Source organism: Flavonifractor sp. An91, from assembly GCF_002159225.1.
Taxonomy (GTDB): Bacteria; Bacillota; Clostridia; order Oscillospirales; family Oscillospiraceae; genus Flavonifractor; species Flavonifractor avicola.
The window spans coordinates 11,491-33,103 of the sequence record NZ_NFHA01000015.1 but is presented as its reverse complement, the minus strand read 5'-3'; the positions used below and the strand labels follow the sequence as shown (position 1 = coordinate 33,103).

General features: G+C 60.6%; 17 protein-coding genes and 1 tRNA gene. 12 read left to right on the top strand and 6 right to left on the bottom strand.

Features of this window, described 5'->3' with window-relative positions:
- Positions 1–182 precede the first annotated feature (182 nt).
- Both B5G42_RS09925 and B5G42_RS09920 read right to left on the bottom strand, forming a co-directional pair.
- Positions 183–1,358, bottom strand: coding sequence for a cation diffusion facilitator family transporter (locus B5G42_RS09925; RefSeq protein WP_087269725.1), 1,176 nt, complete (start codon positions 1,356–1,358; stop codon positions 183–185).
- 138 nt (positions 1,359–1,496) lie between these two features.
- A complete protein-coding gene (locus tag B5G42_RS09920; protein WP_087269722.1) occupies positions 1,497–2,288 on the bottom strand; it encodes a sensor histidine kinase in 792 nt (263 codons plus the stop codon).
- Between the two features lie 259 nt (positions 2,289–2,547).
- Here B5G42_RS09920 and gap point away from each other — a divergent pair, with 259 nt between their 5' ends.
- The gene (gap, locus tag B5G42_RS09915; RefSeq protein ID WP_087188848.1) at positions 2,548–3,561 is read left to right on the top strand and encodes a type I glyceraldehyde-3-phosphate dehydrogenase; all 1,014 of its coding nucleotides are present in this window, start codon (positions 2,548–2,550) and stop codon (positions 3,559–3,561) included.
- Positions 3,562–3,639: 78 nt separating this feature from the next.
- Here gap and B5G42_RS09910 read toward each other — a convergent pair whose 3' ends face one another.
- Positions 3,640–4,479 (bottom strand): pyridoxamine kinase, encoded by an 840-nt coding sequence (locus tag B5G42_RS09910; RefSeq protein WP_087269719.1) that lies wholly within the window; start codon positions 4,477–4,479, stop codon positions 3,640–3,642.
- 121 nt (positions 4,480–4,600) lie between these two features.
- Here B5G42_RS09910 and B5G42_RS09905 point away from each other — a divergent pair.
- The 5 genes from B5G42_RS09905 to B5G42_RS09885 all read left to right on the top strand — a co-directional run bounded on the left by B5G42_RS09905 (position 4,601) and on the right by B5G42_RS09885 (position 10,716).
- Positions 4,601–4,685, top strand: a tRNA-Leu gene (locus B5G42_RS09905).
- A 74-nt stretch (positions 4,686–4,759) separates the two neighbouring features.
- Complete coding sequence (locus tag B5G42_RS09900) at positions 4,760–6,061, top strand: M18 family aminopeptidase (protein WP_087269716.1); 1,302 nt, start codon at positions 4,760–4,762, stop codon at positions 6,059–6,061.
- Between the two features lie 175 nt (positions 6,062–6,236).
- On the top strand, positions 6,237–6,938 hold the full coding sequence (locus B5G42_RS09895; protein ID WP_087269713.1) for an ABC transporter ATP-binding protein: 702 nt from the start codon (positions 6,237–6,239) through the stop codon (positions 6,936–6,938).
- Position 6,939: 1 nt separating this feature from the next.
- A complete protein-coding gene (locus B5G42_RS09890; RefSeq protein WP_087269710.1) occupies positions 6,940–9,249 on the top strand; it encodes an ABC transporter permease in 2,310 nt (769 codons plus the stop codon).
- An 18-nt stretch (positions 9,250–9,267) separates the two neighbouring features.
- On the top strand, positions 9,268–10,716 hold the full coding sequence (locus B5G42_RS09885; protein WP_087269707.1) for an HlyD family efflux transporter periplasmic adaptor subunit: 1,449 nt from the start codon (positions 9,268–9,270) through the stop codon (positions 10,714–10,716).
- A 50-nt stretch (positions 10,717–10,766) separates the two neighbouring features.
- Here B5G42_RS09885 and B5G42_RS09880 read toward each other — a convergent pair whose 3' ends face one another.
- Positions 10,767–12,086, bottom strand: coding sequence for a hypothetical protein (locus tag B5G42_RS09880; RefSeq protein ID WP_140399835.1), 1,320 nt, complete (start codon positions 12,084–12,086; stop codon positions 10,767–10,769).
- Complete coding sequence (locus B5G42_RS09875) at positions 12,083–12,550, bottom strand: RNA polymerase sigma factor (protein WP_087269701.1); 468 nt, start codon at positions 12,548–12,550, stop codon at positions 12,083–12,085. Before B5G42_RS09875 ends, B5G42_RS09880 begins: the two co-directional genes overlap by 4 nt.
- A 138-nt stretch (positions 12,551–12,688) precedes the next feature.
- On the opposite strand from B5G42_RS09875, the gene B5G42_RS09870 reads away from it, so the two are divergent.
- The 6 genes from B5G42_RS09870 to B5G42_RS09845 all read left to right on the top strand — a co-directional run bounded on the left by B5G42_RS09870 (position 12,689) and on the right by B5G42_RS09845 (position 19,187).
- On the top strand, positions 12,689–13,492 hold the full coding sequence (locus tag B5G42_RS09870; protein WP_087269698.1) for a M55 family metallopeptidase: 804 nt from the start codon (positions 12,689–12,691) through the stop codon (positions 13,490–13,492).
- 11 nt (positions 13,493–13,503) lie between these two features.
- The gene (locus B5G42_RS09865) at positions 13,504–14,292 is read left to right on the top strand and encodes an NYN domain-containing protein (RefSeq protein ID WP_087188840.1); all 789 of its coding nucleotides are present in this window, start codon (positions 13,504–13,506) and stop codon (positions 14,290–14,292) included.
- A gap of 403 nt (positions 14,293–14,695) precedes the next feature.
- Complete coding sequence (locus B5G42_RS09860) at positions 14,696–15,988, top strand: UDP-N-acetylglucosamine 1-carboxyvinyltransferase (protein ID WP_087269695.1); 1,293 nt, start codon at positions 14,696–14,698, stop codon at positions 15,986–15,988.
- Positions 15,989–16,053: 65 nt separating this feature from the next.
- The gene (locus tag B5G42_RS09855) at positions 16,054–16,842 is read left to right on the top strand and encodes an MBL fold metallo-hydrolase (RefSeq protein WP_087269817.1); all 789 of its coding nucleotides are present in this window, start codon (positions 16,054–16,056) and stop codon (positions 16,840–16,842) included.
- On the top strand, positions 16,839–17,327 hold the full coding sequence (gene rlmH / locus B5G42_RS09850) for a 23S rRNA (pseudouridine(1915)-N(3))-methyltransferase RlmH (RefSeq protein WP_087269693.1): 489 nt from the start codon (positions 16,839–16,841) through the stop codon (positions 17,325–17,327). Before B5G42_RS09855 ends, rlmH begins: the two co-directional genes overlap by 4 nt.
- A 132-nt stretch (positions 17,328–17,459) precedes the next feature.
- Entirely contained in the window at positions 17,460–19,187 is a 1,728-nt protein-coding gene (locus B5G42_RS09845; protein WP_087269690.1) for a phospho-sugar mutase, read from the top strand.
- Between the two features lie 53 nt (positions 19,188–19,240).
- On the opposite strand, the gene B5G42_RS09840 is transcribed toward B5G42_RS09845, so the two are convergent.
- Entirely contained in the window at positions 19,241–21,607 is a 2,367-nt protein-coding gene (locus B5G42_RS09840; RefSeq protein WP_087269686.1) for an S-layer homology domain-containing protein, read from the bottom strand.
- Between the last annotated feature and the right edge of the window lie 6 nt (positions 21,608–21,613).

Genomic DNA, 21,613 nt, shown 5'->3' with positions numbered 1-21,613 from the left:
GTTCAGGTGCAAGGTTTTTTGGACAAAGTTATCCAAAAACCTTGCACCTTCCATTGGTGCGTCTCAACGCACCAATGGAATTACGCGGCTACAGCCGCGGGAATAAACCGATTTTCGGTTTATTCATCAGACATTATTATACACGTTTCCCCACAGTGGAGGTGAACAATTTGTAAATCGCCTTATCTTGCCCCCACATAGGACCGATCCAGCTGGAGCACCACATAGCAGCCGGGCACCACCTGCTCTGCCGCCTCGGTAATGCGTCTGCGAATCTCCTCATCGCTGAGACGGCAGCGGTGGGGGACCACCACATCAAAGATCAGATTGGAGTGTCGGGGACCACGGGTCAGGCGGAAGTCGTGGATGCTCATATCTGGGTCGATCTCCCGGACCAGCTCGCTCATCTGCTCCCGCAGACGGGCTACCTCACTGTCTCCGGTGGCAATGGGGTCCATGTGGGCGGTGGTCTCAATTCCGAATTTCTCCTGGATCTCCCGCTCGATGTGATCGATGGCATCGTGGGCCTCCATGATGTCGTCTCCCTCCGGCACCTCGGCGTGGAAGGAGCACATCCGACGGCCCGGTCCGTAGTCATGGATCACCAGATCGTGCATCCCCACCACCTGCTCGTGGGACAGCACCAGCTGCTGGATGGCCTTCACCAGCTCCGGGTCGGGGGCGGTGCCCAGCAGGGGATTCAGGGTATCCTTGGCGGCGCCCCAGCCGGCCCTCAGGATAAAGACTGCCACCACCACGCCGATCCAGCCGTCGATGCTCACATGGGCAAAGTGACCGATGAGGGTGCCCGCCAGCACGGCGGAGGTGGCCACCACATCAGACAGGGAGTCGGTGGCAGTGGCCTGCATGGCCGCCGAGTGGATACGCTTGCCCAGCTTCCGGTTGAAAAGACTCATCCACAGCTTGATCAGGATGGAGCAGACCAGGATACCCACCGACAGGATGGAAAAGGCCACTTCCTCCGGCTGGATGATCTTCTCAATGGAGGTCTTGCCCAGCTCCACGCCCACCATTAAAATCAGCAGAGACACCAGCAGTCCCGCCAGATACTCAATGCGGCCGTGCCCAAAGGGGTGTCCGTCGTCAGCCTTCTGCCCCGCCAGCTTGAAGCCCACCAGGGTCACCACCGAGGAACCTGCGTCGGACAGGTTGTTGAAGGCGTCGGCAGTGACAGCGATGGAGCCGGTGACCACGCCGGCAAAAAACTTGCCCAGCGACAACAGCAGGTTGAGAAAAATACCCACTCCGCCGGACAGTACACCGTAGCGCTCCCGCACCGCCGGGTCCTGTACCTGCTGATAATCTCGTACAAAATGCCGGATCAGAAAATCCGTCATATACGCTCACTCCAAACCAAAAAACAAGATTCTTATTATTATCCCACGGAAGACCGGTAACGTCAAGTTCCATACCGCTTTCCTGGGAATAGAAAAAGAGCGCTGCGCCAAGCGCCGCGCTCTTTTTTCATTTGTATCTTACTCCAGGTCAGCGGGTAAAAAAGCCTCGTAGGGCAATACGGCGGACAGCTCCACCATCAGGTCGGAGAATCCCCCCGACCGGTCCCAGTCCGCCCGCGGGGTACGCAGGACCGTTCCTCCCTCCGGCGGCCGGATGGGCAGGGACACCACCGCCCGGGAGCCCCGGTCCTCCCGCTGCTCAAATACGATAGCCCCGCCGTGGAGGGCGGCGATCCGCCGGGCCACCCGCAGGCCAAGGCCCAGGCCGTCGGGCCGGTGGAGCAGCTTCTGCTCTTTCTCCTCCTCCGGCGGCAGCAATCCGGGGCCGTCGTCCCACACGGTAAGCACCGCCCGGTCCTGGCGCACCGCCAGGCGCAGTCCGGTATGCCCCCCTTTTCCGGCCGCCCGAAAGGCATTGGAAATGAGGCCCAGCAGCATCCGCCGCAGCTGGGGGCCGTCCCCGGTGGTGATGAGACTGCCCCGCTCCTCCTCATAAGAGAACTCCAGGCCCGCCTGTCCCGCCAGGGAAGCCACCTGCTCTCCAAGGCCGCGGCACAGCCCGGCAAGGTCCAGACTGGTCCGGGTCACTGTCAATTCGTCCTCCGGCAGCTGGAGATATTCCAGATTGCCCAGCATCCGCATCATGCGGTACATACTCTGGTGGAGGATGGCCAGGTAGGGCTCACATTGGCGCCCTCCCTTCTCCTGTACCACCGGCGTCAGCAGCTGCACCGCCGCCGCCAGATTGTTCATCTGCTCCCGGAACTGCTCCACCAGCAGCAGCCCCAGATCCTCGGAAACAGGCTCCATGGGCCTCCCTCCTCCTCTCAGCTCCCAAAACACGGTAAAGTCAAAGTCAGTATAGCAAATATTTTGTCGAATCTCAAGGAATACGGTCGTATTACATCGAAACCGCCACGTTTACCGATAACCGCCATATAAATTTATACAGTTTCCCCAGTAAGTTTTGCATTTTTCCTCTTTTCATTCCCGGCAGATTAGTCTATAATGTAGTCGCGCCAAAGAAAGATGTATTAAGAGGCTATTTAGAACAAAGGAGAGATTCACTATGAGCATTAAAGTGGGTATTAACGGTTTTGGCCGTATCGGCCGTCTGGTGTTCCGCGCCGGCATCAACCGCTCTGACATCGAGTTCGTGGGTATCAACGATCCCTTCATGACCCCCGACTACATGGCTTATATGCTCCGTTACGATACCATGCACGGTCAGTTCGACGGCACCATCGAGTACACCGATGACGCCATCATTGTCAACGGCAAGACCGTGAAGTTCTTTGCCTGCATGGACCCCAAGGACATTCCCTGGGGCGAGGTGGGTGCTGAGTACGTCGTGGAGTCCACCGGCGTGTTCCTGACCCAGGAGAAGGCCCAGGCTCACATCGACGCCGGTGCCAAGAAGGTCGTTATGTCCGCTCCTTCCAAGGACTCCACCCCCATGTTCGTGATGGGCGTCAACCACAACACCTACACTTCCGACATGAAGTTCGTGTCCAACGCTTCCTGCACCACCAACTGCCTGGCTCCTATCGCCAAGGTGCTGCATGACAACTGGGGCATCACCGATGGCCTGATGACCACCGTTCACTCCACCACCGCTACCCAGAAGACCGTCGACGGCCCCTCCAAGAAGGACTGGCGTGGTGGCCGCGCTGCTGCCGGCAACATCATCCCCTCCTCCACCGGCGCCGCCAAGGCCGTGGGCAAGGTTATCCCCGAGCTGAACGGCAAGCTGACCGGTATGTCCATGCGTGTTCCCACCCTGGACGTGTCCGTTGTTGACCTGACTGTCAACCTGGCCAAGCCCGCCAAGTACGACGAGATCTGCGCCGCCATGAAGGCTGCTTCCGAGGGCGAGCTGAAGGGCATCCTGGGCTACACCGAGGACGCCGTTGTTTCCTCCGACTTCCTGGGCGACACCCGTACCTCCATCTTCGACGCCGGCGCCGGTATCGCTCTGACCGACACCTTCGTGAAGGTCGTGTCCTGGTACGACAACGAGATCGGCTACTCCAACAAGGTCCTGGACCTCATTGCTCATATGTATTCCGTGGACCACAAGTAAGTTACTTGAATCCAAAAAAGGGACGCTGCATCAGCAGCGTCCCTTTTTTATGTTTGTCTCTCTGATGTTAGGCGGCGTTTACACCAGTTCTTTCAGCAGGGGCTCAAACTGAACCCCCTCCAGAGGCTGGGTACCCACCTCCAGGGTGCAGGCCACGCAGCGCTGTACAAAGTCCACTGCCTGCCGCACCGATCCGGGTAGCTCGTCCCCCCGCATCAGGGCGCCCAGCAGCACGCTGGCAAAAAGGTCACCGGTGCCGGGGAAATGGGCGGGCTCCTGGTGGGCCATGGCAAAGCCGGTGGTGCCGGTGATGCGGTCAAAATAGCCCGCACCAATCTGTCCCTCCGTCAGGCTCACACCGGTGAGCACCACCGAACGTTTGCCGTCCAGACTCAGCCGCTCCAACCAGTTCCGGATGCCCGTCTCCTCCGTGGGACGGTTGGCGTAGTCCTCGTCCAGCAGCAGGGCGGCCTCGGTCCAGTTGGGGGTGATGCAGTCGGCCTGGTCAGCCAGCTGACGCATTTTAGCGCACAGGCCTGGGGTACAGGTGCGGTAGGGCTTGCCGTGGTCTCCCATCACCGGGTCCACCAGCACCCGGGTGTGTTCTCCCCGGAACTGCTGATAGAATCTCTCAATGATCCGGATCTGGTCTGCCGATCCCAGGAAACCACTGTAGATGGCGTCAAAGGTCACGCCCAGCTCCGCCCAATGGGCCGTGGTCCCCTCCATCTGGCCGGTCAGGTCCAGAAAGGTGGCTTTATCGCTGGGCGGGAAAGCGGTATGGGCAGAGAGGCTGGCGGTAAGCAGGGGGCAGCACTGGCTGCCCATAGCGGACAGCACCGGCAGCACTACCGTCAATGAGCAGCGGCCAAAGCCCGAAATATCCTGTATGGCAGCAATCCGGGGTGCAATTTCCATGGTATGGTTCCTCCTTTGGGCTGCATATGCCATTTCATTATAATGCCTTCCTGTCCCTGCCGCAACCCCCTGTCGGAATTGACATTTTCCCTCGCGGATGCTAAACTAGTGGACACAACAGGCGGGCATGATGGAATTGGTAGACATGCGAGATTTAGGTTCTCGTGCTTCACGGCGTTGGGGTTCGAGTCCCCATGCCCGCACCACACTGCCGCGGACGTTGCCACGTTCGCGGCTTTTTATCATATCTTTGGATCTTTCACCCAGGAGGTTACCAAATATGGATACCCTGCATCAACTGATGAATTTTATTTCCCGCAGTCCCAGCCCCTACCACGCCGTGGGCAGCGCCGCCGCCCTGCTGGAGGAGGCTGGCTTTACCCGACTGGAGGAGTGCGCGTCCTGGACCCTGGAGTGGGGCAAAGGCTATTACACCACCCGCAACCAGAGCAGCCTCATCGCCTTCCGGCTGCCTAAAACCGCTCTCACCGGCTGGCGGATGACCGCCGCCCACAGCGACTCCCCCACCTTTTATATCAAGGGCGACGTGCTGGAGGGGGACAAGCGCTACCTCCGCCTGTCTGCTGAGGGCTATGGCGGCATGAACTGCGCCTCCTGGCTGGACCGGCCCCTCACTGTGGCAGGCCGAGCCATTGTCAAAACCGCCCAGGGCGTGGAGAGCCGTCTGGTCTACCTGGACCGGGACCTGCTCACCATCCCCAGCCTGGCCATCCATCAGCAGCGGGATGTGAACCGGGGCCATGACTACAACGCCCAGAAGGATATGCAGCCCCTGTACGGCCTGGCGGGCAGCCCCTCCCTCACCCAGCTGGTGGCCCAGGAGCTGAACGTGAATCCCGAGGACATTCTCTCTAACGATCTCACCCTCTGCCCCCGACAGCAGCCAGTGGTGCTGGGCCCCGCCGGGGAGCTGTTCCAGGCCCCCCGCATTGACGATCTGGGCTGCGCCTACGCCACCCTGGAGGGCCTGCTCACCGCCGCCCCTCAGGACAAGCTGGGTCAGGTCTACTGTCTTTTTGACAACGAGGAGGTAGGCAGCGGCACCCGGCAGGGAGCCCTCAGCTCCTTCCTGCCCGATGTGCTCTCCCGCATTGCCCATGTCCTGAAGCTGGACGACCAGCAGGTGCGGCAGGCTCTGACCGGCAGTATGCTCCTCAGCGCCGACAATGGCCACGCCGTCCACCCCAACTTCACCGAGAAGGCCGATCCCGCCAACAAGGTCTACCCCAACGGCGGCGTGGTCATCAAACTGTCCGCCAACCAGAAGTACACCACCACCGGCCTCACCGCCGGTCTGTTCAAAGCCGTCTGCCAGCAGGCCGGAGTGCCGGTGCAGATCTTTGCCAACCGGGCCGACGAGCCCGGCGGCTCCACCCTGGGCAATCTGCTCAGCCAGGCCGTCAGCATCCCCATGGTAGACATCGGCATGGCCCAGCTGGCCATGCACTCTGCCGTGGAGACCGCCGGCAGTCAGGACCCGGCCTATATGGCCAAAGCCTGCGCCGCCTTCTTCCAGGCCGGCTTTGCGCCCATCGCCGACGGCATCTATCAATTTGCATAATACCAAATCATCTGCGGTTACTTCGGAAACCGCAGATGATTTTTTATTCAGCCTTTCCCCCAGGGATTGAGAAAGCAAATATGCCGTGTTATAATATAGCATAATAGCACAAATAATTTCTCTAATTCCACCGATATCCGTATTTTTTAACCAATTTCAGGGAGGTGTCGTCCCTATGGCAGGCGTTCGGCTGGAGCACGTGTCCCGGGAATATATCATGGGCAAAACGGTGATCAAAGCGGTGGACGACATCAGCTTTACCATCCCCGAGGGCAAATACACCATTATTCTGGGGGCCAGCGGCGCCGGTAAATCCACGGTCCTCAACATTTTGGGCGGCATGGACTCCCCCACCGGCGGCAAGGTCTTTGTCAACGAGAAAGAGATCTCCGGGTTCAACAAGAAGCAGCTCACCCAGTACCGCCGGGAGAGCATCGGCTTTGTGTTCCAGTTCTACAACCTGATGCCCAACCTGACCGTGGAGGAAAATGTGGAACTGGCCAGCCAGATCTGCCCCAACCCTCTGGACACTCGGGAGGTACTGCGTATGGTGGGTCTGGACGAGCGGCGGCGGAATTTCCCCGCCCAGTGCTCCGGCGGCGAGCAGCAGCGGGGCGCCATCGCCCGTGCCCTGGCCAAAAATCCCGATGTGCTGCTGTGCGACGAGCCCACCGGTGCCCTGGATTATGTGACAGGCAAATCCATCCTGGCCCTGCTGTACGACCTGTGCAAGCAGAGCAAAAAGACGGTGGTAGTGGTCACCCACAACGGCGCTCTGGCCCCTACCGCCGATGTACTGATCCGCATGAAGAGCGGTAAGATCGAATCCTTTGAGCAGAACCCCAACCCGGTGCCCGTACAGGAACTGGAGTGGTAGCATGATCTGGAAGAATTTTTTCCGCGACCTTCGGCGCACCGCCTCCCGGCTGATCTCGGTAAGCATCATCACCATGATCGCCGTGGTGGTATATACCGGTCTCAACGGCATCATTTATAACGTAGACCGGCTGATGGGCGGCTACTACGACACCCAAAATGTGGCCGATTACTGGATCTCCGGTGCCGGCCTGGATCAGGGGGACTGCCGGGATCTGTCGTCCATTGCGGGCATTACCGGTGTGCAGCCCCGGGTGGTGCTGGATGCCGAGGACCGCTATGACAGCGATCTGACCCTCACCCTCTACGGTGTGGCCAATTTTTCCATCAATACTCCTTATATTGTGGAAGGCTCCCTGCCCCAAAACAGCCGGGAAATCTTCCTCAGCGACCAGTACGCAGCCGCCCACGGTCTGGAGGTGGGGGACTGGTACGAGATCACCCTCACCGGCCTTGGAATCCACCTGCGGCTCCAGATCTGCGGTGTGGGCAAGGACCCGGAATGCCTCTACAACATCAACGCCACCAATCCCTCCCCCGACTTGTCCCGTTTCGCCTTCGCCTATGTGGACGAGGAGGTCCTCAGCGGGGTGATGGGAGCCAATCAATATACCCAGATCTGTATCACCACCGCCGATGACATTCCCGCCTCTGCCATCCGGGAAGCCATCGATGATGCGCTGGGCAACAAAGTGGTCAACATCCTGGCGCTGAAAGACAACCAGCCCGCCTATTCCCTGATGGAAGGCAAAGACAACCTGGTACCCATCCTCACCTTCTTCCCCACCCTGTTTTTCCTGTGCGCGGTGCTGATGATGGTGAGCACCATGAACCGGCTCATTGAAAATGCCCGTATGGACATCGGCACCTTCAAGGCTTTGGGCTATAACGACCACACGATTTTGATCTACTATCTGCTCCATGCCCTGCTGGTGGTGATCGTAGGGTTTCCCATCGGCGCGTTGCTGGGCAAATACATCTCCCAGCTTATCGTGTGGACCATTGCCACCGGCTGCGACCTGCCCCCCTACACCATTGTCCACGATTTCTCCGCCTGGGGCCAGGCGGCAGGTCTTACCGCCCTGTGCTGCCTGGGCAGCGCCTGGCTGGTGGCCCGCTCCCTGTTAAAGGAAAGTCCCGCCCAGTGTATGCGCCCCAAGCCCCCCAAAAACGCCAAGACCGTTCTGTTGGAACGGGTGGGTCCTCTGTGGCGGCGGCTGGGCTTTAACAGCAAGTACATCATCCGCAACACCTTCCGCAACAAGGTGCGGATGCTCACCTGTGTGGTGGGTATCGCCTTCTGTATGGCCCTGGTGTTCATGGCCTTTGCCATCAAGGACTCCATGGATGCCTACTCCGATGCCCTGGCCAAAAATCAAAACAAGTATGACGTTATGGCCAGTCTGAACAGCTCAGTCACCGAGGCCCAGTACAGCCGGTTGACCAACGCCCCCGGCGTCACCGGGGCAGAACTGGAGATGACCACCGCCTGTTGGATGTATACCGACGATCAGCGGACCACCTCCACTTTGACGGTGACCGAGGATACCGTCTCCCTTCACCTGTATGATCCCTACGCCACCGGGTCCCTCACCCTGCCGGAGGACGGGGTGGTGCTGGAAAAGCTGCTGGCTGACGATCTGGGGGTGGAGGAGGGCGATATCATTACCCTCCGTTTTACCGGCGACAACCATTACTACAGGTTAAGGGTCGCAGAGATCAACCGGTGCGTCAGCGGCGCCTATATCAGCCGCAGTCTGTGGCGGGAGCTGGGCAAGTCCTATACGCCCACCACCGCCTATCTCACCACCCAGGATGCCGCCGCACTGGAAACAGAACTGGACCGGTACGACTTTGTGGACGGCTGGCAGAGCCGGGAGGCAGTAACCGCCGCCGCAGTGGAGAAGATGACCAATACCTCCATGGTGGTGTACATCCTCATTCTGTTTGGCGGCGGGCTGGCCTGCATCGTCATCTATAACTTAGGCATCATGAGCTTCTATGAACAGATCCGCAGCCTGGCCACCCTGATGGTTCTGGGCTTCTACGAAAAAGAGATCAAGAAATTGCAGCTGAGCGAAAACCTGATTTTCGCCGGGGCCGGTATCCTGTGCGGCATTCCTCTGGGCATTGCCCTGGATCGGTTCCTGATCCTCTCCATCACCGCCATGCCCCTGGAGGTGATCATCACCCCCATGGCCATCGGCCTGTCATGCGCGGTCACCATGATCTTCGCCCTGGGCGTCAATGTGATCATCGGGCGAAAAATGCGGGAGATCGATATGCTGGGCGCACTGAAAAGCGTGGAATAGCACACGGGGGTGTTTCTTATGAAAGTTGTGTATTGGCGGCGGGGCACGGCTCTTCTGTCTGTGCTGGGCCTGCTTCTGCTAAGCGGCTGCTCCGGCTCCGGCCAGGACGAGTATCGCACCGTCCAGCCTGATACCGGCCCGGTGGAGTACCGGGTGGAGGATACCGGCACTGTGACCTATGCCGACAACTATACCATCGTCCCCACTGTCAGCGGTACCGTGACGGAGTGTACCTTCCAGGAGGGGGACACCGTAACGGCAGGTCAGACCCTGTACACCATTGACTCCGATGCCCTGGAGGATCAGATCGTCCAGGCCCAGCTGTCGGTGGACAGCGCCCAGGCATCCCTCAGCCAGGCCCAGGCCGCCTGCGCCGACCTGACGGTGGTCTCCCACGCCTCCGGCTCGGTGACGGCGGTGAACGTCCATGTGGGCGATATGATCTCCGCCGGCACACCGGTGGCCCAGGTGGTGGACAGCCTCAATCTGAAGCTCACCGTCCCCTTCTCTCTGGAGGATGCCGCCGCCCTTACCCCGGGCAGCGCCGCGGTGATCTCCTTCCCCGGCATGGCGGACACCCTCACCGGCACGGTGGTGCGGGTGTATGACACGCCGGTGGCCCTCAGCGGCAGCCGCACCGGCGTCAACGTGGAGTTCTCCTTCCGCAATCCCGGCACCCTGGCCAGCGGCGCCTCCGCCATGGCGTCGGTCAATGGCGTACAGTGCATGGAGGCGGGAACCATCGCCTACGCCACCGAGCAGGCCATCTACTCTGCCCAGTCCGGCCAGGTGCTTACCCTGTCCATCCAGGAGGGGGAGAGCGTCACCGCCGGCCAGACCATTCTCACCCTGAAAAACGACGGTCTCACCAACGCGGTGACCAACGCCTCTCTCCAGGTCCGCTCCGCCCAGACCTCCCTCTCCCAGCTCATGGACCAGCGGGAGGACTACACCATCACCGCTCCGGCGGACGGGGTCATCCTCTCCCGCACTTCCAAGGAAGGGGATCTGGCCTCCGCCGGCAGCCCCATGGCGGTGCTGGCCCAGCCTGAAGCCCTGTGCGTCCACGCCAGTATTGACGAGCAGTACATCGACCGGGTGGGTACCGGCCAGAGCGTATCCATCACCTTCACCACCGACACCGGGGAGCAGCGCACCTACACCGGCTCGGTGCGGCGGGTGGAGGACACCGGCGTCACCTCCGGCGGCGTCACCGACTACACCGTGGAGGTCGCCCTGGACAACACCGACGGCCTGCGGGACGGCATGAACGTGTCGGTGTCCATTCTCACCGAGGGGAAGGAGAATTGCCTCCGTGTGCCCGTCAAGGCGGTGGACGGCGACACCGTCCAGGTGCTGCGCAACGGCAAGGCCGAGACGGTCACCGTGGAGACCGGTCTCTGGGGCAGCGACTATGTGGAGATCCTGTCCGGGATCACGGAGGAGGACACCATCGTGCTTCCGTAAACAGAACAGCGCCTGCCGCGGCAGCGGCAGGCGCTTCTTTTCTCCAGATCTTAATCCAGGCTCCATTCTCCCTGGCAGCTGTTCACAAAGGCGGCGGCCTCCTCCGGGGTAAGGCCCTTGATGGAATAAGTGACGGCCACCGTGGGCTCCCCGTTGCGGAAATAGTGAACAGTGAAGGATTCGTATCGCCAGCCCGGGGTATCCCCCAGGTCATCGTCCACATAGCGGCCGAACCGCTGCTCCATTGCCTGGGGCGTGATCTCGTCCGGCAGCACGTCCGTGTCCAGCTGCTCACCGGTGTTGGAGTCCAGCAGCAGGGCTGCCTTCACGCTCACAGTGTCATACCCCCGGTACCACAGGATGCTCAAACTGTCCTCCACCTCGTCGAAATGCCAGTGGGCGCTCTCAAAGACAAAGCCCTCGGGCAGGGCCGACCGGTCGGGCAGATAAGCGGCCAGCTCCTGCTGATAGGCCTGGGCCAGGGTCAGCTCCCCGCTGCCGTAGAGTCGGGCGGTACCCAGGTCCATATGCTGCCCGCCGGCGGGGGTAGTCAGGCCGTCGGCGGTAAATCCCTTGTGGCCCACCACCAGACTGGCCAGCCTGGCGGCGGCGCTCTGGTCCTTGCTGGTACAGGTGAAATCCACCCCTATGGCACCGTCAAAATAATCCGCATGGTAGGTGTATTCCTTGGTGCCGTCCCCGTCCCGGTCATAATAGAGGGAATAGCTGGTAACGTCCACCCCATCCACCTCCGTAACAGCGGCCTCGTCATAAATCAGGTCGCGGAAGGGCTCCCGGCCGGGCCACAGCTCCAGATGCAGGGTATCCTCTCCCCGCTGACCGATGATCTCAATCCGCCAGGGGTTCCCCTCCCCATCGTAGATCACCGTGCCATCCAGGCCGAAGCCGGTCCAGTCCAACGTCCAGGGCACCGCGTCTGTACCCCCCAGGACGTTGATGATCTCCTGGGCGGACAACAGCTCCATGAACCACCCCTCCGGATAGGCGTAGTCGCCTATCACGACGTCCGAGCCGGTACAGTCGGGGTAATGGTAATCATACCCGGGTACATTGGGGAAGCTGTGGGGCTGTCCTCCGAAGGCATCCTCCACCACCAGGGCATAGCCCCGCTCCGGGATGGTCTGTGTCACGGCAGGCGTGGCCGCCACCCCCGCCGTGGGGTCCGGCCCGGCCAGACTTCTCCCCTGCCACAGCTGCCAGCCGCCTGCCGCCGCCACCAGACAGCAGGCCGCCAGAACGCCCGCCGCCAAAGCGGGACGGGCCCGCCGGGATCGCTTTCCCTCCAACACCCGGTCCGCCAGGGATTCCGGAGCGGAGATGCGGTCCATATAACTACGATATCGGTTCATTGCATTTCTCCTTTCAGCAGCGCTCCCAGCTTTGCCCTGGCCCGGGTGAGCCGGGAGCGGACGGTACCCTCCCGCCAGCCGGTCATTTCGGCGATCTCGGCGGTCTGGTACCCCTCATAGTAGTAGAGGTGGAGCACCGTCCGATCCCGGGCCGGCAGCGTCATGATGGTCTCCATCAGATTCTGCTCCTCCGGAGCGGCGGCGGGATAGGTGTCCAGCAGCGGGGCGGTGCGCCGCCGCCAGGGCGAGCGCAGGCGGCTTTTGCAGCCGTTGACGGTGACCCGCAGCAGCCAGGCCTTCTCATGGGCGGGGCTTTCAAACTCCGGCCCCTTCTCCAGCAGGCGCAGGAAGGCGTCCTGCACCGCGTCCTCCGCCTCATGGGCATCCCCAAGAATGGCCAAGGCAGCCCGGTACAGGGTATTTTGATGGATCTGAATCAGCGATTCCAACCGGTTGGGGTCCATTCTCTCTCCCCCTTTCACCCTATATACGCTTTTAGACGGCAAATTGCTGCAATGGTTGCACAAAATAGTAGCTCCGCCAAGTTGCCTGAAGGCAAAAAACTATGATATACTGAAAAAAACACTTGGGAGGCCTGTCTTATGCAATTTTATCTCAGCGCCGACATTGAGGGCACCTGCGGCATTGCCGATTGGAAAGAGACCGAGCGGGGCTCCGCTTCTGATTATGAACCCTTCCGCAAACAGATGACCGCCGAGGTGGCCGCCGCCTGCCAGGGCGCCCTGACCGGTGGAGCGGAGGGTCTGCTGGTAAAGGACGCCCACGACTCTGCCCGCAATCTGGACGCCGCCGCCCTTCCCCGTCAGGTCCGCATCTTCCGGGGCTGGACCGGCGATCCCCTGTGTATGATGGCCGGCCTGAACCGGGAAACGTTTGGCGGCGTACTTTTTACCGGCTATCATGCCTGGAGCTCCTGCGGCGGTAATCCATTATCCCATACCATGACCACCGACTGCGCTCAGGTGCTGCTCAATGGAACTCCGGCCAGCGAGTTTCTCATCAATGCCTATATTGCAGGTTACTTCGGCGTACCCGTCTGTTTTCTGTCCGGGGACAAGGACCTGTGCGACAGCGCCCGGCAGCTCATCCCCGCCATTGTCACCGTCCCGGTGAATGAGGGTGTGGGGGGCGGTGTACTTTCCATGCACCCCAGCGCCGCAGTGGAAGCCATTCGGAAAGGGGCGGAGGAGGCCGTGGGCCGGGCGGAGGACTGTACGGTGCCTATGCCGAAACACTTTGAGACTGCCGTTACCTTCCACGACCACAAACTGGCCTACCGCCGCAGCTTCTACCCCGGCGCTTGCCTGAAAGACAGCCGTACCGTCTCCTTTGCGGCAAAGGACTGGTACGAGATGCTGCGCTTTTATCACTTCGTACTGGCTTAAGGAGGACCGCCATGTCAGAACAGACCGACCTGCGCCTGGCAGTGCTGATCGACGCAGACAACGCGCCCCGCTCGGCCTTGGGCGACATCATGGCGGAGGTGGCGGTATACGGCACTCCCACCATCAAGCGGATCTACGGAGACTGGACCACCCCCAACCTGGCCTCCTGGAAGGGCCCTCTGCTGGAGAACGCCATCACCCCCATCCAGCAGTACAGCTATACCACCGGCAAGAATGCCACCGACTCGGCTATGATCATCGATGCCATGGACATCCTCTACACCGGCCAGGTGGACGGCTTCGTGCTGGTGAGCAGCGACAGCGATTTCACCCGTCTGGCTGTCCGGCTGCGGGAGGCTGGCAAAAAGGTCTACGGTATGGGAGAGCGGAAAACCCCCAATCCCTTTATTGTGGCCTGCGATAAATTTGTTTACATTGAGGTCATCCGGGCGGCAGCGGAGCAGGCCAGGGCGGAGGAAGAAAAACCCAAGGCCCAGAAGCCCCAGAAAAAGAAGGAAGCTCCCGCACAGCCTCCGGAAGCGGAGCACAAGGTCCCCCAGGCGGTGGTCAAGCTCATTGCCGAGTCGGTGGACACCATTGCCGATGAGGACGGCTATGCCGCTCTGGGCGAGCTGGGCAATCTGCTGGTGAAAAAGCAGCCCGACTTCGACCCCCGGAACTTCGGTTTTTCCAAGCTGTCCAAGCTGGTCAAATCCCTCTCCCGCTTTGAGGTGGATGTGCGTCCCACCAGCCAGCCCAACGTGACCCACATCCTGGTACGGGATAAACAGAGCAAATAAAGAATGTCATCCATATTCTTCCACGGGAGGCTGCGAAATTCATAGCTTCCCGTGGCTTTTTTTGTGCATTTTTCAGAAAGACAGAAGCAGTCCCATAGGGTATAATATTCCGGACCCAATGCGCCGGGCAGTATGGATCTTTTTCCCGGATTCTATGTCCGTTTTGTCTGACTCGTTGGTATATTTCCCGCATAGCAGGGTAAATTATGATCAAAACATCCCTGTCACAGAGGCATTAAAGAAATGTCTTTGATTTTATGGCAGGTTATGTTATAATGTATACGTATTGGAGCGCTCTGCCGCAGGCAGGCGTTTGCAGATGCTTTATGGTGCCGGTCTGATCCGGCCTTGGATGCCGCCGGCGTGGGTGTGTTCCCCGGCGGAAGGAATAGAGGGTTGCATTTTGACAAAGTATGTGATTCACGGCGGGAAACCGCTTTTTGGAGAGATCGACATCAGCGGCGCAAAAAACGCCGCTGTTGCCATCATCCCCGCCGCCCTGTTGGTGGACGGGGTATGCCGCATTGAAAATCTGCCTCAGATCAGCGATGTAACGCTGCTGCTCAACATTTTGCAGGAACTGGGCGCCGACGTGCGTACGGTCAATCGTACCACGGTGGACGTGGACTGCTCCCACATCCGCAACGCCCGGGTACCTGAGGAGCTGGCCCGCAAGATCCGGGCCTCCTACTACCTGATCGGCGCTCTGCTGGGCCGCTTTGGCTCCGCGGAGGTTCCCCCTCCGGGCGGCTGCGATTTCGGCGGCCGGCCCATCGACCAGCACATCAAGGGTTTTGTGGCTATGGGGGCCAACGTGGACGTCCGGGGCGGCTACATCCATGCCAAGGCTTCCAACGGCCGGATGAACGGCACCCAGATCTATCTGGACATCGTCTCCGTGGGCGCCACCATGAATATCATGCTGGCCGCCGTGCTGGCTGACGGCATGACCATCATTGAAAATGCCGCCAAGGAGCCCCACATTGTGGACCTGGCCAACTTCCTCAACTCCATGGGCGCCGAGATCATGGGCGCCGGCACCGACGTCATCAAGATCCGGGGCGTGGAGCGGTTGACCGGCGGCACCTACTCCATCATTCCCGACCAGATCGAGGCGGGCACCTATATGACCGCCGTGGCTGCCACCGGCGGCGAAGTGCTCATCAAGAACGTAATCCCCAAGCACCTGGAGTGCATCACCGCCAAGCTGCTGGAGATGGGCGTGGACGTGGAGGAGCGGGACGACGCCGTGCTGGTGCGCCGCACCGGCAAGCTGACCCGTACCAACGTCAAGACCCTGCCTTACCCCGGCTTCCCCACCGATATGCAGCCCCAGATCGCCGCTGTCCTCTGTCTGGCTGAGGGCACCAGCGTCATCACCGAGGGCGTGTGGGACAACCGGTTCCGTTATGTGGACGAGTTCCGCCGCATGGGAGCTCAGATCCAGGTGGACGGCAAGATTGCCGTCATTGAGGGCGTGGAGAAGTTTACCGGCGCCCGCATCCAGGCCTGTGACCTGCGGGCAGGTGCGGCCATGGTCATTGCCGGACTGGCTGCCCAGGGCACCACAGAGATCGGCCACATCCACCACATCGAGCGCGGCTATGAGGACATCGTCCGCAAGCTGTCCGGCGTGGGCGCCGACATCCGTGTGGTGGTCACCCCCGACGAGGACAAACAGGCCCAGGTTGGATAATCAACATAAATCTTATGCAGGCGGGGGAACTCCCCCGCCTGTTTTTTCTGGAAAGGAGCGATTTTGTGCTTCAACTGTGTACCCTGGCCAGCGGCTCCAGCGGCAACAGTCTGCTGGTCAGTGACGGCGCCACCCATATTCTGGTGGACGCCGGCATCTCCTGCCGCCGGATCACCACCGCCCTGAAGGGGCTGGGCGTCGACCCCGCCAGCCTGTCCGCCGTGCTCATCACCCATGAGCACACCGACCATATCTCTGGTCTCACCACCCTGACCAAACAGCGGAAAGTGCCGGTGTACGCCAGCCGGGGCACCGGTCGGCAGCTGTGCTACCGCATCGCCTTTCTGGAAGAGGTACTCCACCCCTTCACGCCGGGGGCGTGCTTCTCCATCGGCTCCATCGACATCGAGACCTTCCCCACCCCTCACGACGCCGCCGAGAGCACCGGCTACGCCCTCTCCGCCGGCGGGCGGAAGGCGGCGGTGGTCACCGACCTGGGCCATGTAACAGAGGCGGTGGAGGCTGGCATCCGGGGCGCCAATCTGCTGGTAGCCGAGGCCAACCATGACGTGGAATGGCTCCGCTCCGGCCCCTACCCCTACTTTCTCAAGGACCGCATCCTGGGCGACCGGGGCCACCTGTCCAACGAGGCTGGGGCGGCCCTGGTGTGCTCTGCCGTATCAGCAGGAACCTCCACCGTGGTGCTGGCCCACCTGTCCCACGAGAACAACACCCCGGAGCGGGCCCGGCAGGTGGTGGGAGCTTCCCTCACCCGCATGGGGGCGGTGCCCGGCCAGGACGTGCTGCTGGAGGTGGCCCCCCGCAGCGAGCCGGGACGGAGGTACACCGTATGAAAGGAAGTTCCATCCATATCATCTGCGTGGGCAAGCTAAAGGAAAAGTTCTACATAGACGGGGCGGCGGAATACGTCAAGCGGCTGGGGGGCTACTGCAAGCTCCAGCTCACCGAACTGCCCGAGGAGCGGCTGCCCCAGAACCCCTCCCGGGCCCAGATCGACGCCGCCCTGGAAAAGGAAGCGGCAGCGGTGACCGCCAAGCTGCCCAAGGGCGGGGCACTGGTGGCCCTGTGCGTGGAGGGCCAGCTTCTCTCCAGCGAGAAACTGGCCGCCCGTCTGGAGGGGTGGACGGGCCAGGGCAAAAACACCCTGACCTTCCTCATCGGCTCCTCCTACGGGATGCATCCTTCCCTGAAAGAAAAGGCCGATCTGCGGCTGTCCATGTCCCCCATGACCTTCCCTCACCACCTGGCCCGGGTCATGCTGCTGGAGCAGATCTACCGCTGCTTCAAGATCGTGGAGGGCTCCGGGTACCACAAGTAAAGAGCAGGAAATTTTTTGCAGCTTACGGCGTAAACTCCCAAAAAACAGGGTAGATATACCGGTCAGTTTGTGCTATAATCACAAGCGCAGAGATGTGCTTTTGCTGAAATTGAGGTATTGGAGGTAATTCCCATGGCTTATCGTGATGTATATGAAAAGTGGCTGAACAGTCCCGCTCTCAGCGAGGCGGAGAAGGAGGAACTGCGTTCCATCTCCGGCGACGAGAAGGAGATCGAGAGCCGCTTTTTTGCTCCTCTGGAGTTTGGTACCGCCGGTCTGCGGGGCACCATGTGCGTGGGCCTGCACCAGATGAATATTCATGTGATCCGCCACGCCACCCAGGCCTTTGCCGAGGTCATCAAGGCTGAGGGCCCCGAGGCGGTGGAGCGGGGTGTGGCCGTGTGCTATGACTGCCGCAACAATTCCGAGCTGTTTGCCCGGGAGACCGCCTGCGTCATGGCGGGCAACGGCATCAAGGTCCGGCTCTTTGACGCCATGCGTCCCACTCCCGAGGTGTCCTTTGCCGTGCGGGAATACCACTGCATCGCCGGTGTCAACGTGACCGCCAGCCACAACCCCAAGGAGTACAACGGCTATAAGGTTTACTGGCAGGACGGCGCTCAGCTGCCCCCCCATCACGCCTCCGCCATTGCCGCCAAGATGGAGGAGCTGGACCTGTTCGACTCCATCCAGCGCATGGACTATGACGAGGCAGTAAAGGCCGGACTCATCACCCTCATGGGCGAGGAGACCGACGAAAAGTTCCTGGCCAACGTGATGGGTCAGGTCAACGACAAGGCTGCTGTGGAGAAGGTTGCCGACACCTTCAAGATGGTGTACACCCCCTTCCACGGCACCGGCTATAAGCTGATCCCCGAGGCTCTGAAGCGTCTGGGTATGAAGCACGTCATCTGTGTCCCCGAGCAAATGGTTATTGACGGCAACTTCCCCACCGTGGTCTCCCCCAACCCGGAGAATCCCGAGGGCTTCTATCTGGCTGTGGACCTGGCCAAGAAGGAAGGGGCCGACTTCATCCTGGGCTCCGACCCCGACGCCGACCGCGTGGGTATCATGGTCCGCAACGACCAGGGCGAGTATATCACCATCTCCGGCAACCAGACCGGCGTGCTCCTGCTGGACTACCTGATCGGCGCCAAGCAGCGCACCGGCAAGATGCCGGACAAGCCGGTGGCCCTCAAGACCATCGTCACCACCGAGATGGCCCGCAAGGTGGCTGAAACCAACGGTCTGGCCTGCTATGACACCTTTACCGGCTTCAAGTTCCTGGCCGAGAAGAAGGACAAGCTGGAGAACGCCGGCGAGGGCAAGGTGATCTTCGCCTATGAGGAGAGCTACGGCTATATGCTGGGCGACTACGTCCGGGACAAGGACGCCGTCACTGCCGCCCTGGCCCTCACCGAGATGGCCGCCTGGTACGCCGGTCAGGGCATGACCCTGTACGACGCCCTCCAGAAGTGCTATGAGAAGTACGGCTTCTACGGCGAAAAGACCCTGAACCTGGTGATGCCCGGTCTGGACGGCCTGAAGAAGATGGCCGACCTGATGGCCGGCCTGCGGGAGCGCCCCCCGGTGGAGATCGCCGGCGTGGCGGTGACCCAGCAGAAGGACTACAAGGACGGCTCCGTGGTCACCGTGGCCGACGGCAGCAAGAGCACCATGGAGCTCTCCGGCTCCAACGTGCTGCGCTACGAGATGGCCGACGGCACCAGCCTCATCGTCCGTCCCTCCGGCACCGAGCCCAAGGTCAAGGTGTATATCCTGGCCAACGGCGCCACCAAGGCGGAGGCCGATGAGAAGGTAGCCAAGTATGCTGCCTGGGCCGAGCGCCTGAAGGGCTGATTTGAAATGCAAAAAGCCGCCCCCGCTTGAAGCGGGGGCGGCTTTTTTGATGGTTACTGCACCACTACCATACGGACCTTGCCGCCGTCCTCCGGCGTGCGGTCGTAGTAGATGGTGATGTTGTCGGAGAAGGCCCGGGCCTGATTGAGGGCATCCATGGGGTCCTCCGCCGTAAACCACTGCTTGGTGGTCTTGTTGTAGCACACCACGTTGTCCGAAATGGGCAGCACCATGTCGGTGGTGGTCACCGTCTTGGCCTTCATGTCAAAGGCGCTGCGGTGCACGCCGTCCAGTTCCTTCAGGAACACATAACCGGCAATCTTGTTTTTATCCTGAAGGGTATTCAGAGAGGCGACCACACCGCCTATCGCGTTGCGGGGCACTTCCACTCCGCCCACCAGTTCCAGCTTGGTCTCTCCATTCTTGTCCGAGGTGGTCACAATTACGGTAGAGTTCACAATCTCTCCCATGCTGGAGGGGGTAGTCATGGTACCCTTGCTCATGAAGCCATAGGTGTACAGATCTCCGGTTACATCGTCCAGCACCAGCACATTGTACCGGCCGGCATAGTCCTTGCTGGCATACAGGATCTTGGAGGCGGGTACGCTGACGGCGGTAATCTGGCTGTACTTAACGGGCTGGAGCTTGCTGCTGCCCACCTTCTCGTACACCGCTACGTTGTCAGCCAGGGGTGTGCCGCCCAGAGTACGGGCAGCCACATCCAGCTTGCCGGTAACCCCGCTGGAGGAGCCGCCGGTGAGCCGGGTCAAAGTGAGTTGGCCCTGCTTATTGGAGGAAACTGTGACCAGCTCACCCATCATCTTGGTGGCGCTGTCCTTCCGGTAGGAGGTTTTTCCCTCCACCTTGCCCAGCACACTGTCCAGCAGCTGCACGGTAGCCTTACCGTCCTCGGTGATACTCTCCACATAGCCCACCGCATTGCCCTTGGCTGCAGCAGTGGTAACCACACCGGCAACCTTGCCGTCATTAGTAAGCAGCAGAGTCATCATATCTCCAATCTTGAAATTCTGGAGATCATTGGTGGCCTCAGGCAACACATCAAAGGCCCGACCCAGCACGGTAATGGAGACTGGTGCCTTAGGGCTGGGGGAAACATTTTCATAGATACCCGTCAGCTTCAGGTCGGAGATATACAGGATCTTGGAAGCACTGTCATAGGTGGCTACGTCATACTGGCGGATATCTCCCACGGTGGCAGGCATCCCGTTTTTATAGATCTTATAGTTGCTGTCCCCGTTGGTCAGCTCCGTAAAGGGGTTACCAGAAGGCTGATTTCGGGCAACCATAGCCTTTCCGGTAAAGGAAGTGGAAGGCAGGAAGAGATAATCAATCTTTCCGTTGATATCATAATAGATAGTCATGGAATCGCCCGGACGACCGTCCTGGTATACATCCTTGTAGGTTTTCTCCTCACCACTCTGAAAGGTTCTGGTATCTGGCTGTATCTGAATCTGTTCACCGTCCAGCAGTCTGATCCAGGTAGCCTCCCACTCAGCCACGTTGACCGCCCGGCTGATGATGTTCTCCTTGGGCTGGAAGGCCAGCAGCTTGTCGTTCTTGTCCAGCACCACGTCGCCCTGCATTCCTTCCAGGTTCTCGTCCAGCCCCGCCCGGTCGGTCTTGTAGGTTCCGGTGGTGGTCTTGACCGCAGTGTTGGAGCCGGCCAGGGTGGCGTTCACATCCAGCAGGATACCGCCGTCCTCCACCTTGCAGCCCAGGCCGGTGAGGTAGAGGCTGTCGCTGCCCTTGGTCTTGGCAAAGAGCAGATTGTAGAACAGAATGGCGGCCTGGCCGCGGGAGATGGTGGAGGCTCCGGTCAGGTTCAGTTTATCCAGCAGTCCGGCGGAGCTGGCCAGTCCCATATAGCCGTCGTACCAGTTGAGGCCGCCGGCCACATCGCCGTCGCCGTAGCCCAGCACCCGCATGAGGATGGTGACCGCCTCGCCGCAGGTAATGACCCGGTCAGGCTGGAAGGAACCGTCTCCCACGCCCATGATGAGGCGGGTACCCGCCGTGGAGCTCTCTCCATCGCCGCCGGCGGAGCCGCCCACCGTGATGGAGGCGGCCAGATTGATATAGCCTCTGGCCCAGTGGGTAGAACTGACGTCGGTAAAGATGGTGCGGCTGCGCTGGGCAGGCTCCTCATCGCCCCGGCCCATAATCTCCACCGTCATCTTGCAGAATTCACCCCGGGTCAGAGTACCCTGGGGTCGAAAGGCACCGCCGCCGGTACCGTTCACCACGCCCAGCAGACGCAGCATCTCAGCGGCGTTGGCCTGGTCGGGATCAGTGATGTCTGTAAAGGCCGAATTGCCGGCCGCAGAGGCGGAGGGCACTACCAACATACTTACCAGCAGCGCCACCGCCAGCAGGGCGGAAAGCCAAGTTCTCTTTTTCATGATCTC

What these genes read in the sequence shown, in the direction of transcription:
- B5G42_RS09925 (WP_087269725.1), bottom strand. Translation starts at nt 1,358, where the DNA reads ATGACGGATTTTCTGATCCGGCATTTTGTACGAGATTATCAGCAGGTA.
- B5G42_RS09920 (WP_087269722.1), bottom strand. Translation starts at nt 2,288, where the DNA reads ATGGAGCCTGTTTCCGAGGATCTGGGGCTGCTGCTGGTGGAGCAGTTC.
- gap (WP_087188848.1), top strand. Translation starts at nt 2,548, where the DNA reads ATGAGCATTAAAGTGGGTATTAACGGTTTTGGCCGTATCGGCCGTCTG.
- B5G42_RS09910 (WP_087269719.1), bottom strand. Translation starts at nt 4,479, where the DNA reads ATGGAAATTGCACCCCGGATTGCTGCCATACAGGATATTTCGGGCTTT.
- B5G42_RS09900 (WP_087269716.1), top strand. Translation starts at nt 4,760, where the DNA reads ATGGATACCCTGCATCAACTGATGAATTTTATTTCCCGCAGTCCCAGC.
- B5G42_RS09895 (WP_087269713.1), top strand. Translation starts at nt 6,237, where the DNA reads ATGGCAGGCGTTCGGCTGGAGCACGTGTCCCGGGAATATATCATGGGC.
- B5G42_RS09890 (WP_087269710.1), top strand. Translation starts at nt 6,940, where the DNA reads ATGATCTGGAAGAATTTTTTCCGCGACCTTCGGCGCACCGCCTCCCGG.
- B5G42_RS09885 (WP_087269707.1), top strand. Translation starts at nt 9,268, where the DNA reads ATGAAAGTTGTGTATTGGCGGCGGGGCACGGCTCTTCTGTCTGTGCTG.
- B5G42_RS09880 (WP_140399835.1), bottom strand. Translation starts at nt 12,086, where the DNA reads ATGAACCGATATCGTAGTTATATGGACCGCATCTCCGCTCCGGAATCC.
- B5G42_RS09875 (WP_087269701.1), bottom strand. Translation starts at nt 12,550, where the DNA reads ATGGACCCCAACCGGTTGGAATCGCTGATTCAGATCCATCAAAATACC.
- B5G42_RS09870 (WP_087269698.1), top strand. Translation starts at nt 12,689, where the DNA reads ATGCAATTTTATCTCAGCGCCGACATTGAGGGCACCTGCGGCATTGCC.
- B5G42_RS09865 (WP_087188840.1), top strand. Translation starts at nt 13,504, where the DNA reads ATGTCAGAACAGACCGACCTGCGCCTGGCAGTGCTGATCGACGCAGAC.
- rlmH (WP_087269693.1), top strand. Translation starts at nt 16,839, where the DNA reads ATGAAAGGAAGTTCCATCCATATCATCTGCGTGGGCAAGCTAAAGGAA.
- B5G42_RS09845 (WP_087269690.1), top strand. Translation starts at nt 17,460, where the DNA reads ATGGCTTATCGTGATGTATATGAAAAGTGGCTGAACAGTCCCGCTCTC.
- B5G42_RS09840 (WP_087269686.1), bottom strand. Translation starts at nt 21,607, where the DNA reads ATGAAAAAGAGAACTTGGCTTTCCGCCCTGCTGGCGGTGGCGCTGCTG.